This window comes from Pseudomonas sp. CFBP 8770 (assembly GCF_014841705.1).
GTDB lineage: Bacteria > Pseudomonadota > Gammaproteobacteria > Pseudomonadales > Pseudomonadaceae > Aquipseudomonas.
This window is the reverse complement of sequence record NZ_JACYUL010000011.1, coordinates 44,251-55,438: the sequence shown is the minus strand read 5'-3', so window position 1 is coordinate 55,438 and position 11,188 is coordinate 44,251. Positions and strand designations below refer to the sequence as shown.

9 protein-coding genes and 1 riboswitch are annotated in these 11,188 nt (G+C 63.6%); of the genes, 3 read left to right on the top strand and 6 right to left on the bottom strand.

Going from position 1 to position 11,188, the window contains the following annotated elements; all coding sequences use genetic code 11:
- Positions 1–66: 66 nt before the first annotated feature.
- On the bottom strand, positions 67–3,759 hold the full coding sequence (gene metH / locus IFT98_RS20220; protein ID WP_192047065.1) for a methionine synthase: 3,693 nt from the start codon (positions 3,757–3,759) through the stop codon (positions 67–69).
- Positions 3,760–4,032: 273 nt separating this feature from the next.
- Between metH and IFT98_RS20215 the strand changes: the two genes are divergently transcribed.
- Both IFT98_RS20215 and nfuA read left to right on the top strand, forming a co-directional pair.
- Positions 4,033–5,055, top strand: coding sequence for an acyltransferase family protein (locus IFT98_RS20215; RefSeq protein WP_192047064.1), 1,023 nt, complete (start codon positions 4,033–4,035; stop codon positions 5,053–5,055).
- A 77-nt stretch (positions 5,056–5,132) separates the two neighbouring features.
- Positions 5,133–5,717 carry a Fe-S biogenesis protein NfuA gene (nfuA, locus tag IFT98_RS20210; protein ID WP_122715364.1) on the top strand — a complete coding sequence of 195 codons (585 nt, stop codon included), beginning with the start codon at positions 5,133–5,135 and terminating at the stop codon, positions 5,715–5,717.
- A 76-nt stretch (positions 5,718–5,793) separates the two neighbouring features.
- Here nfuA and IFT98_RS20205 read toward each other — a convergent pair whose 3' ends face one another.
- From IFT98_RS20205 to IFT98_RS20185, 5 genes are read right to left on the bottom strand one after another with little or no spacing between them, the layout of a single operon-like run.
- Positions 5,794–6,801, bottom strand: coding sequence for a GlxA family transcriptional regulator (locus tag IFT98_RS20205; RefSeq protein WP_192047539.1), 1,008 nt, complete (start codon positions 6,799–6,801; stop codon positions 5,794–5,796).
- A gap of 5 nt (positions 6,802–6,806) precedes the next feature.
- Positions 6,807–7,553 carry a precorrin-4 C(11)-methyltransferase gene (gene cobM, locus IFT98_RS20200; RefSeq protein WP_192047063.1) on the bottom strand — a complete coding sequence of 249 codons (747 nt, stop codon included), beginning with the start codon at positions 7,551–7,553 and terminating at the stop codon, positions 6,807–6,809.
- A gap of 34 nt (positions 7,554–7,587) precedes the next feature.
- Complete coding sequence (locus IFT98_RS20195) at positions 7,588–8,013, bottom strand: cobalamin biosynthesis protein (RefSeq protein ID WP_192047062.1); 426 nt, start codon at positions 8,011–8,013, stop codon at positions 7,588–7,590.
- A 5-nt stretch (positions 8,014–8,018) separates the two neighbouring features.
- Positions 8,019–8,696, bottom strand: coding sequence for a CbtA family protein (locus IFT98_RS20190; RefSeq protein WP_192047061.1), 678 nt, complete (start codon positions 8,694–8,696; stop codon positions 8,019–8,021).
- Positions 8,697–8,707: 11 nt separating this feature from the next.
- A complete protein-coding gene (locus IFT98_RS20185; protein WP_192047060.1) occupies positions 8,708–8,902 on the bottom strand; it encodes a CbtB domain-containing protein in 195 nt (64 codons plus the stop codon).
- A 130-nt stretch (positions 8,903–9,032) separates the two neighbouring features.
- A riboswitch (cobalamin riboswitch) is annotated at positions 9,033–9,256 on the bottom strand.
- Positions 9,257–9,361: 105 nt separating this feature from the next.
- On the opposite strand from IFT98_RS20185, the gene IFT98_RS20180 reads away from it, so the two are divergent.
- Entirely contained in the window at positions 9,362–11,185 is a 1,824-nt protein-coding gene (locus IFT98_RS20180; protein WP_192047059.1) for a monovalent cation:proton antiporter-2 (CPA2) family protein, read from the top strand.
- Positions 11,186–11,188: the final 3 nt, after the last annotated feature.

Genomic DNA, 11,188 nt, shown 5'->3' with positions numbered 1-11,188 from the left:
TTATCGTGGCGACGGCGATGTACTGGTTCAGTCGCGGCTGAACCCGTACCCGCCACGGAATCTGCGTTAGTTGTCATAACCCAGGTTCGGCGCCAGCCAGCGTTCGCTGACTGCGAGCTCCTGTTGCTTGCGTTCGGTGTAGGCCTGCACCTGATCGCGATCCACCTTGCCCACGGCAAAGTACTGCGCCTGTGGGTGGGCGAAGTACCAGCCGCTGACCGCAGCCGCGGGGAACATCGCGTAGTGCTCGGTCAATGTCACGCCGCTCTGGCCGTTCTGATCGAGCAAATCGAACAGCGTGCCTTTCTCGGTATGGTCCGGGCACGCAGGGTAGCCAGGGGCAGGGCGGATGCCTTTGTACTGCTCCTTGATCAACGCCTCGTTGTCCAGTGTCTCTTCGGGGTCGTAGCCCCAATGCTCCTTGCGCACCTGCTGGTGCAACCACTCGGCGCAGGCCTCGGCCAGGCGGTCGGCCAAGGCTTTGACCATGATCGAGTTGTAGTCGTCGCCGTTGTCCTGATAGGCCTTGGCGACTTCCTCGGCGCCGATGCCAGCGGTGGTGATGAAGCCGCCCACGTAGTCGGTCACGCCACTGTCCTTGGGTGCGACGAAGTCGGCCAGGGAGAAATTCGGTTTGCCATCGGTCTTGATGGTCTGTTGGCGCAGGTGGTGCAGGCGCGCGAGCGGTTGGCCATCATCGCCATACACTTCGATATCGTCATGATCCACCTGGTTGGCGGGCCAGAAACCGAACACTGCGCGGGCGCGGATGAGTTTCTCGTCGATCAGCTTGCGCAGCATCACCTTTGCGTCCTCGAACAACGCAGTGGCCGCTTCGCCCACGACCTCGTCGGTGAGAATGCGCGGGTACTTGCCGGCCAGGTCCCAGGATATGAAGAACGGTGTCCAGTCGATGTACTCGGCCAGTACGTTCAGGTCGATGTCATCCAGCACCCTGGCGCCGGTAAAGGTCGGCTGCACGGGGTGGTAGGTACTCCAGTCGAAGGTGGCCTTGGCCGCGATGGCGTTGGCATAGCTCAAGCGCTCGGTGCGGGCACTGCGGTTGGCCGTACGCTCGCGAACCTCGATGTATTCCAGGCGAGTCTTCTCGACGAACGCCGGCTTGAGTTCCTTGGACAGCAACTGTGTGGCAACCCCCACCGCCCGCGAGGCGTCGGTGACATAGATGACCGCGTCATTGCTGTACTTGGGCTCGATCTTCACCGCCGTGTGCGCCTTGGAGGTGGTGGCACCGCCGATCATCAGCGGCAGGTGGAAGCCCTGGCGCTGCATTTCCCGCGCGACGTGAACCATCTCGTCGAGCGAAGGCGTGATCAGGCCAGACAGGCCGATGATGTCGCACTTCTGCTCGCGGGCGACCTGCAGGATCTTGTCGGCGGGCACCATCACGCCCAGGTCGACGATGTCGTAGCCGTTGCAGCCCAGCACCACGCCAACGATGTTCTTGCCGATATCGTGGACGTCGCCTTTCACTGTCGCCATCAGGATCTTGCCCTTGGCTTCGGGCTTGTCGCCTTTTTCCAGCTCGATGAACGGAATCAAGTGAGCCACGGCCTGCTTCATCACGCGCGCCGACTTGACCACCTGGGGCAGGAACATCTTGCCCGAGCCGAACAGGTCGCCAACGATGTTCATGCCCGACATCAATGGGCCTTCGATGACCTCGATCGGGCGCTTGAACGACTGCCGCGATTCCTCGGTGTCTTCGACGATGTGCGTGGTGATGCCCTTGACCAGCGCATGTTCCAGACGCTGGTTGACCGGCCAGCCGCGCCATTCTTCGGTCTCGGCTTCCTTGACGCTGCCGTCGCCCTTGAACTTGTCGGCGATGGCCAGCAGGGCATCGGTGCCTTCCGGGGTGCGGTTGAGCACCACGTCCTCGACACGGTCACGCAGCTCGGCCGGAATCTGGTCATAGATCTCCAGCTGGCCGGCGTTGACGATACCCATGGTCAGGCCGTTGCGGATGGCATGCAGCAGGAACACCGAGTGGATCGCCTCGCGTACCGGATTGTTGCCACGGAACGAGAACGACACGTTGGACACACCGCCGCTGGTCAATGCATGGGGCAGCTCGTCGCGGATGTAGGCGCAGGCATTGATGAAGTCGACCGCATAGTTGTTGTGTTCTTCGATGCCGGTAGCCACGGCAAAGATGTTCGGGTCGAAGATGATGTCTTCCGGGGGGAAGCCGACCTGGTCGACCAGAATGTCGTAGGAGCGCTTGCAGATTTCCTTCTTGCGCGCCTCGGTGTCGGCCTGGCCAGCCTCGTCGAAGGCCATGACCACCACCGCCGCGCCGTAGCGCTTGCACAGCTTGGCGTGGTGAATGAAGGCATCCACGCCTTCCTTCATGCTGATCGAGTTGACGATGCCTTTGCCCTGGATGCATTTGAGCCCGGCTTCGATCACTTCCCACTTGGAGGAGTCGATCATGATCGGCACCCGCGAGATGTCCGGCTCGCCAGCGATCAGGTTGAGGAAGGTGACCATCGCCTTCTGCGAGTCGAGCATGCCCTCGTCCATGTTGATGTCGATCACCTGCGCGCCGGCTTCCACCTGCTGCAGGGCGACTTCCAGGGCTTCGGTGTAGTTGTCCTCGCGGATCAGTCGGGCGAAGCGCGCCGAACCGGTGATGTTGGTGCGCTCGCCGACGTTGACGAACAACGACTGGCGGTCGATGGTGAACGGCTCCAGACCCGACAGGCGGCAGGCTTTGGGAATGTCCGGGATCGCCCGCGGCGCATAGCCGGCCACCGCCTTGGCGATGGCTTCGATATGCCCCGGGGTGGTGCCGCAGCAGCCGCCGACGATGTTGAGAAAGCCGCTCTGGGCAAACTCTTCGATGATCTTCGCGGTTTCCGAAGGCAGCTCGTCGTATTCACCGAAGGCGTTCGGCAAGCCGGCGTTGGGGTGCGCCGAAACGTAGGTCCCGGCCTTGTTCGACAGCTCTTCCAGGTAGGGACGCAGCTCGCTGGCACCCAGCGCGCAGTTCAGGCCCACCGAGATCGGTCTGGCATGGCTCACCGAGTTCCAGAAGGCCTCGGTGGTCTGCCCGGAAAGGGTGCGGCCGGACGCATCGGTGATGGTCCCGGAAATCATGATCGGCAATTCGAAGCCCAGTTCCTCGTACACACCCTGCACGGCGAAGATGGCTGCCTTAGCGTTGAGCGTGTCGAAGATGGTCTCGATCAGGATCAGGTCGGCGCCGCCCTCGATCAGGCCCTTGGTGGCTTCGGTGTAGTTTTCCACCAACTCGTCGAAGGTGACGTTGCGGTAGCCGGGGTTGTTGACGTCGGGAGACAGCGAGCAGGTGCGGCTGGTCGGGCCCAGCACGCCGGCGACGAAACGCGGTTTGTCCGGGGTTTCCAGGGTCTTGGCGTCGGCAACGCGACGGGCCACCCGCGCACCTTCGACGTTGAGCTCGTACACCAGTGACTCCATGCCGTAGTCGGCCTGGGACACCTGGGTGGCATTGAAGGTGTTGGTTTCCAGAATGTCGGCGCCCGCGTCCAGATAGGCTTTCTCGATGGCGGCGATCACATCCGGGCGGCTGAGCAGCAACAGGTCGTTGTTACCCTTGACGTCGCTGGGCCAATCGGCGAAGCGCTCACCCCGATAATCCTCTTCCTCGAGCTTGTAGCTCTGGATCATCGTGCCCATGCCGCCGTCGAGAATCAGGATGCGCTCTTTGAGGGCTTGCTGGAGGGCTTGAAGGCGAGCACTGCGGTCGGACATGGGAACCACTCTTTCAGAAAATTCGGACACTGTGACAGGTGGCGGATGATAGCAAACCTGTGCGCTATTTGATCATCACAAGGATTGCCATGAATTTCACTCATGTTGAGAGCACCGGTCCCATGGCCCCTCAACCGTTGCACCAGACTCTGGAGGACGGTTGAAGTCGGTCAGTCACTGACGAGTGTCGCGACCTTTTCGAGATTTTTGCAGTCCCACCCCTCGGAATGCCCTGAAAAGGGGCGCGAATTCTCGTTTCAAAAGGCGGTACGCATGCTGATTTCGCTTCAAGCTTTAAGGGCCCTGGCCGCCTGGATCGTGGTCTGCCATCACTTCATGCAGATATTCTTCGACTTCCATGCCGCAGGCCCCATCGGTCAGTTCTTCACTGACCGGGGCGCGGTGGGCGTCGATATCTTTTTCGTCATCAGTGGGTTGGTCATCTACCTGTCGACCCAGGACAAGCAGATGCCCGCGGGGCGCTTCCTGCTCAACCGCGTCATTCGCATCGTCCCGGCCTATTGGCTGTACACCGCCTTGATGGGGCTGATGCTGGTGAGCCTGGGCCAATGGCTGCCCCACGCGGCGATCGACCTGCCGCATTTCATCCTGTCGCTGCTGTTCATTCCTTCGGAAAATCCCGGTGGCTACGGCCTGTACCCGACGCTGAACGTGGGCTGGACACTCAACTATGAGATGTTCTTCTACCTGCTGTTCTCTCTGGTGTTCACCGTGCCGCAGCGTTACCGCCCGCTGATCATCGCCGCCGCCCTGGTCGCGGTCAGCGAAGTGCTCGGCCGCTATGGGGTGGTCAGCCGCTTCTATCAGAACAACATCATCTACGAATTCTTGCTTGGCATCGGCATCGGCATGCTCTATCGCCGCGGCTGGATCGCCCAGGGCTTGTGGCTACCCCTGGCCGTGATCATCGTGTCGGCGCTGCTGATCTATCACCTGGACTCCAGCGACCGGCTGCTGCACTGGGGCTTGCCCAGCGCCTTGATCGTCCTGGCCTGCGTGGCCATGGAACCGCACTTCCGGGGCAGCCGCCTGCTCAAGACCCTCGGCGATTGTTCGTATTCGGTGTACCTGGTGCATGTGCTGGTGCTCTACGCTGGTTGGCTGGCCAGCGTCCACTGGCATCTGAACCCCTACTGGGTGTTTGCGTTCTGCGTGCCCACTATCGCCCTGGTGTCGTGGGCCAGCTACGTGTGGATCGAAAAGCGTCTGTACCACCGGGTCAAGCACTGGACCGACGCTCGCCTGGATTCGACCTCGATGGCCCGTACGGGGTGATTCCCGACCAAAACAGTCAGGCTTTGTCAGCGTCGCCGGATTCGCGTAAACTGCTGGCAAGTCTGTGAGGAACCACTATGAGCGCTATAACGATTACCGACGCTGCGCACGATTACCTGGCCGATCTGCTGAGCAAGCAGAACACGCCCGGAATCGGCATTCGCGTGTTCATCACCCAGCCAGGCACCCAGTACGCAGAGACGTGCATTGCCTACTGCAAGCCGGGTGAAGAAAAGCCGGAAGACACCGCCCTGGGCCTGAAAAGCTTCACCGCCTGGATCGACGCCGTCAGCGAAGCCTTCCTCGACGACGCCGTGGTCGACTACGCCACCGACCGCATGGGCGGGCAGCTCACCATCAAGGCGCCCAACGCCAAGGTGCCGATGGTCAACGGGGACAGCCCCGTCAACGAGCGCATCAACTACTATCTGCAAACCGAGATCAACCCCGGCCTGGCCAGCCACGGCGGGCAGGTCAGCCTGATCGACGTGGTCGAGGACGGCATTGCCGTGCTGCAGTTCGGCGGCGGTTGCCAGGGTTGTGGTCAGGCGGATGTCACGCTCAAGGAAGGTATCGAGCGCACCCTGCTCGAGCGCATCCCGGAGCTCAAGGGCGTTCGTGATGTCACCGACCACACCCAGAAAGAAAACGCCTACTACTAGCTAGGCAAGCTGCTCCCGCGCCACGGCAAGAGGCCCGCACCCGGTTCGCTGCGCCCCAGCAGCACGGTGCGGGCGGCTACTGGCCGAAGCGCTGTGCGTATCCCTGCGGACTCACCCCAAGCACCTTCTGAAAACTGCGCCGCAGGTTTTCCGCATGGCCATAGCCGCACAGGCGCGCCACGCTCTGCAACGACAACTGCCCGCCCTGGATCATCGCCCGGGCCGCTTCCAGGCGGACCCGCTCGATATGCCGCGCCGGCGTGATGTTCAGCTCGGCGAAGAAAACCCGGTACAACGTCCGCGGCGTCATGTTGGCCTTGTGTGCCAGCGCTTCCAGGGACAGGTCGGCGCTCAGGTTCTGTGCGATCCATTCCAGCAGCTCGGTCAGCCTCGACGTCGGTCCGTTGCAGCGCGCCAGGTGCGGGCTGAATTGCGTCTGTCCACCCGAACGCTTGAGAAACAGCACCAGGCGGCGGGCGACAGCAAGAGCCAGGGGTCTGCCCAGGTCGGCCTCGATCAACGCCAGCGCCAAATCGATCCCGGCGGTGACGCCGGCCGAGGTGAAAATATGGCTGTGCCCGTTCTTGTCCGAGGGGTCGTAGGTGTGCAGCCGATCGCCTTGCACCTCAACGTTGGCGAAAGTCTGCAGGGCTTCGACATCGTCCCAGTGGGTGGTGGCGATCAAGCCGTCCAGCAAGCCGGCACTGGCCAGCATCAACGCGCCCGAGCACACTGAACCCAAGCGTCGCACCACGGGCGCGGCGCTGCGCAACCAGGCGAGCAGGGCGACGTTCGCGCACTGTTCGGCATCGCTGCTGCCGCCGGGCAGCAGCACCGTGTCCAGCGTGCTGCAGTCCACCGACAGCCAGCTGGCGTCGGCATGCAGTTTCAATCCGGCGGAGGTCGCCACGGCGCCGGCTGCCTCCCCCAGCAGTTGCAATTGGTAGTGTGGCGCCATGCCCTGGCGGGCCAGCTCGACGTTGGCCGAGGCGAACACCTGCATCGGGCCGGTCACATCCAGGCTCATCACCCCGGGATAGACCAGGCAAGCGATCACTTTTCTCGAATCAGCCGTGCCTTGCATGGCGTTCAAGAACGGTACAGGTGGGCATGGCCCGCACGGTACAGCGCCGAGTCGGCGAAACTGTCCGTGTGCAGCACGTGCCCCACGAGAATCAGCGCACTGCGCCGGAAGTCCTTGGCTGCGACCTTGAGCTGGATGTCCGCCAGGGTGCCCAGCACGAAGTCCTGATCCGGCCAGCTGGCCTTGTGAATCACGGCAACCGGACAATCCGCACCGTAGCTGGGCAGCAGTTCGGCGACGATCCGATCCAGATTTTTCACCCCCAGGTGAATGGCCAACGTTGCGCCGTGCCGGGCCAGGCTGCCCAGGCTTTCACCCAGCGGCATCGGCGACTTGTCGCCATAGCGGGTGAGGATCACCGTCTGCGCTACATCGGGCAGGGTCAGTTCCACGCCCAGCAACGCTGCACAGGCGGCCGTAGCGGTCACGCCAGGAATGATCTGGTAGTCGATACCGTGCTCGCGCAGGCAGCGAATCTGCTCGCCGATCGCGCCGTACAGGCCGGGATCGCCGCTGTGCACCCGCGCCACGTCTTCGCCGCGGTCATGGGCTTGGCGCATCAGCTCGATGATCTGTTGCAGGTGCAGCTCGGCGCTGTTGTGCACCTGGTGCGCGGTGTGCCCTTCGAGCACTGCGTCGGGTACCAGCGATCCGGCGTAGATGATTACCGGGCAACGCCGGATCAGGCGCTGGCCCTTGACGGTGATCAGCTCCGGATCGCCCGGTCCGGCGCCGATGAAATAAACGGTCATGGGGATTCCTGACAGGCGGAGGGGTGAATGATATTCAAGTTGAACGCACAGCGCAGCCGGTCTGCTCCATCATGCTGGCGATGGCCAGGGTCGCCATCGCCGTTTGCCGCCGTTTGACACGCAGTATCGCCGCAGACGCCGTGCAGTGCTCGGCCATGGCCATGGCGGCGCTTTCAGCAACACCCTGGCAACCGGTCGCTGCGAATGAGCGCGCGGAACGATGGCTGAGTCGATCCTCAAAGGGCGCCAGCGCCTGCGCGCTGTAGGTGGCGAAGGGCAAGCCAAGGCGTTCGGCCAGCAGCAGCAGCCCTGGCTCGTGGGCCTTGAGGTCGATGCTGGCCAGCCCCTGCACATCCGCCCAGTCAAGCCGGTGTTCGAGCAGGGTTTGTTGCAGCAGTTCGTGCAGCGCCTGCGCGCTGCAACCCCGGCGACAACCGAACCCTACCCACAGCGCCGTCATCGGATTCAGCCACGGGCTCGGCGAAACAACCAGGTACTGATCAAACCCAGGGCCAGCCAGAACACCGCATTGGTTAGCAGCGAAGCAATCACGAACTGCTGTTCCAGCGCTTCGGGCGCCAGGCTCGTATGCTGTTCGGGTTGAGGCGCGCCGATGATGTGCGGTACCAGCACGATGGCCAGGCCCAGCACCTTGAGCAGCATGCCGCGGCCGAACACCAGCAACGCCAGGCCCGCAGCTGTCGACGCTGCCGTGCCGATCCACCAGGTCTGCCGCAATGCCAGGTCTGCCGCCTGCGTGCCGGGCAGTTCCGGCGGCAGGCCCAGGTTCGGCGCCAGGCAGAACACCGTGAATCCACCCAACCCCCACAACAGTCCCTGGGCATTGCGACCAGGTGCCCGCAGCGTATAGAGCGCGACCAGCATCAGGGCGAAGCCGACGGCCACTACCAGATTGCCCCCGGCCGTGGACAGCACGCGCTGCCAGCCGTTTTCTGGTTCCCAGGCCTCGGCGTGTTCGTGCGCGGCGCCTGCGGCATCCGTGTGCTCATGCTGCGCGGCAGGTGTTTCATAGGTTTCGCCCTCAAGGATCAGCGGGGCGACCCAGAGGGCTTGCAGAAGCGTCACCAACAGAGCGGCCAGCAGCCCGCTGAACCCGGCGGTGCGTACGATGTGCCTGATCATCTCGGTATTCCTCAATGGCACGGAAAGGCGGCGCTGTGCCGGGTGTCGTGAGCGGCGTTGTGCACGGCTTCGATATGCGAGAAACCGGCGAAGCCGACCAGGCAGCAGCCCAGCAGGAACATGCCGGTCGCCAGCGCAATGCGCTGGGCGAGGGTGGCGGCATGCGGTTGGGCGTGTTCGGGGCTGGTTGAGACGGTGCTGGACATGGCGCTCCCTCTGGTGGTCCCGACGGTGGCGGCTCCACGGTATGTGGTTCCGACAATCGGGCACGCGCACGCAGAAAGCCTGGCGCAGGCGCGCCGTGCTCGCAACAGCGCCCGCCCACCGCGGGTTTGTCGATCACAGACAGTCTGGGCCGGTCTCCGGGCTTGCGAGGGGCGGCATGAGCCGGCCTTGAAAGCGTCGCCTTCCCACACCCATGACAGGCGCAGTGGATCTGACACTTCTCTCGCTTACCGTTGCGGGGGCAGCACCGGACTTGCACCAGCATCCAATCGAAGCTGGCACTCACCGGTTTCCCGTTTCACCCTGTGAAGGGCACCCAAACGAAGCGCCTAGCAAATCATGTCGACGCAGGGCCGTCAATGCGCGCCCATGCCAGCGAGCGCCGGCGCCTGTAGAATGCAGCCGCGGTCCGCACTTTCCCATCCGACAAGGAGTTCCCCATGCCCGAAGAAGGCAACATGCTACAAGCCGCCGTGGTGTTCCTGCTGGCCGCAGTGATTGCCGTGCCATTGGCCAAGCGCCTGCAATTGGGCGCGGTGCTGGGCTATCTGTTCGCCGGGGTGGTCATTGGCCCGCAAGTGCTGGGCTGGGTCGGCGATCCACAGAGCGTCAGCCACATTTCGGAACTGGGCGTAGTTCTGCTGCTGTTCATCATTGGCCTGGAGCTGTCGCCCAAGCGGCTGTGGGTCATGCGCAAGGCCGTGTTTGGGGTTGGCCTGGCGCAGGTGCTGCTGACCGCAGTGGTGATCGGCGCGGTGGCATTGCTCGGCTTCGGCCAGCCGTTGAACAGTGCCGTGGTGCTGGGTCTGGGCCTGGCCTTGTCGTCCACTGCCTTCGGCCTGCAAAGCCTGGCCGAACGCAAGGAACTCAACGCTCCCCACGGCCGCCTGGCCTTCGCCATCCTGCTGTTCCAGGACATTGCCGCGATCCCACTGATCGCCATGGTGCCGTTGCTGGCCGGCAGTGGCAGCGATGCAGGCGAGGGCAGTACGCTGGATCACAGCCTGCGGGTTTTGGGCAGCATCGCTGTGGTGGTGGTCGGCGGGCGCTATCTGTTGCGTCCGGTGTTTCGCATCGTCGCCCGCACTGGCCTGCAGGAGGTGTCCACCGCCACAGCCTTGCTGGTGGTGATCGGCACCGCCTGGCTGATGGAGCTGGCCGGTGTCTCCATGGCCCTGGGCGCCTTTCTCGCTGGCTTGCTGCTGGCCGATTCGGAATACCGGCACGAGCTGGAGTCGCAGATCGAGCCGTTCAAGGGGCTGCTGCTGGGGCTGTTCTTCATCAGTGTCGGCATGGGCGCCAATCTGGGCCTGCTGCTCGAAAGCCCGGCGCTGGTGTTGGGGCTGACGGTCCTGCTGATCGGCATCAAGCTGCCGCTGCTGGTGTTGATCGGGCGTCTGGCCGGCGGCCTGGGCCGGCTCAGCGCCGTACGCCTGGGTATCGTGCTGGCCGCCGGCGGCGAGTTCGCCTTCGTGGTGTTCAAGATAGGCCGCGAGCAGGGTCTGTTCGACGCGCGCCTGTACGACACCTTGCTGCTGACCATCACCCTGTCGATGGCGCTCACGCCATTGCTGTTGCTGCTGTGCGCACGCTTGCTGCGGGTCAAGACCCCGCCGGTGGAAGTGCCGGACGCCTACCGCGAGATCGAAAGCGACGCGCCGCGCGTGGTGATTGCCGGCATGGGCCGGATGGGGCAGATCGTTGCGCGGATCCTGCGTGCGCAGAAGATCAGCTTCGTGGCGTTGGACACCTCGGTGGAGTCCATCGAGTTCTCGCGCAGCTTCGGCCACCTGCCGGTGTTCTATGGCGACCCGCTGCGGCCGGAGATCCTGCGCGCAGCCAAGGTCGAGCAGGCCGAGTATTTCGTCATCGCCACCGACGATCCGGAAATCAATATCAAGACCGCCGAACTGGTCAACCGCCTGTACCCGCACGTGAAGATCATCGCCCGCGCGCGCAACCGCCAGCACGTGCACCGGCTGGTCGACCATGGCGCACAGGCGGTTCGCGAAACCTACTATTCAAGCCTGGAAATCACCCGCCGAACGCTGGTCGGCCTGGGCCTGAGCCAGTCCCAGGCCGACGCACGCATCAACCGCTTCAAGCGCCACGATGAACAGGTGCTGCAAGCCCAGCATGCGATCTACGACGATGAAGCCAAGGTCATGCAGACCGCCCAGGAAGCGCGCGCCGAGCTGGCCCGGCTGTTCGAATCCGATCGCCAGGACGAGAAGGCTGCCGCCAAGGGCGCGCCGCGGCGCTGAGAA